Annotated in this window: 2 protein-coding genes; one reads left to right on the top strand and one right to left on the bottom strand. The window is 56.0% G+C overall.

Features of this window, described 5'->3' with window-relative positions; translation table 11 throughout:
• Positions 1–541: NHL repeat-containing protein (locus PQR02_RS40625; protein ID WP_408243420.1), on the top strand; the 541-nt coding region annotated here is incomplete at its 5' end.
• On the opposite strand, the gene PQR02_RS40620 is transcribed toward PQR02_RS40625, so the two are convergent.
• A partial coding sequence (locus PQR02_RS40620) for a hypothetical protein (protein WP_408243419.1) occupies positions 490–780 on the bottom strand: 291 nt, incomplete at its 5' end. The two genes, PQR02_RS40625 and PQR02_RS40620, sit on opposite strands and share 52 nt — an antisense overlap.

Raw genomic sequence — 780 nt, 5'->3', positions numbered from 1 at the left:
TCCTCGCGCGATTCCCTGGATAGCAATTTTAGGCATCTTTCCGATTACGCCGATCGGATTCAACAAGCATTGGCGCGCAAAGAGCCGTAAGGGTCAGACGCACCGTAGGCACTGGCGCTGTACCTCGCCCATCGAACCGACAGGAGGACTGATGGTCACCGCGATAAGACCGCTCTTTGCAAAAAACATCAGCTCGATCGATAGCAATGAGGAGGACGCGATCTTTGTTTTGGACCCTGAGCTTGGCGGGCTGGGCAGGATCGATGTCCGCACGGGGCTCTTTCAGTGCCTGCTCAATTTCAAGCATTTCAATGAGTTCGAGAGAGCGGCGGCACTATGCATGCGGCCCGACGGTACGATCCACTATTGCCGTTCCAATTTACTCCATACAGTCAGTATAGAAAACGGCTCGGTACATGCCGCAACCGGTCCGATCACGATCGATGCTGCGCAGAGCATCGTCGGGTTGTGCTGGAAGGACGGCCGATATTACGTCGCCGACACGACGGGCAGCCTGCTCTTGTCGAGAACAACGAGCTGATACGGACGGTCCGCATTGGAAACGGCATCAACGACATGACGCTGCACGGCGATCGGCTCCTGATACTTCGCGGCGTCAGCCGTGCCGTCCATATCGTTGATCTTGATGGAACACATGTCGCGTCGGTTACGGTACCGCATGACGGCGCGGTGGGCATAGCCGCTGTCAAGACGTCCGATGCGAAAGAGCCGGGCGTCTATGTATATTACAACCAGTGCAATTGGGACGTGTTTGACGAT

Source organism: Paraburkholderia sediminicola (genome assembly GCF_046026895.1).
In the GTDB taxonomy this organism is placed as follows: Bacteria; Pseudomonadota; Gammaproteobacteria; order Burkholderiales; family Burkholderiaceae; genus Paraburkholderia; species Paraburkholderia sediminicola_C.
This window is presented reverse-complemented; position numbering and strand designations above follow the sequence as displayed.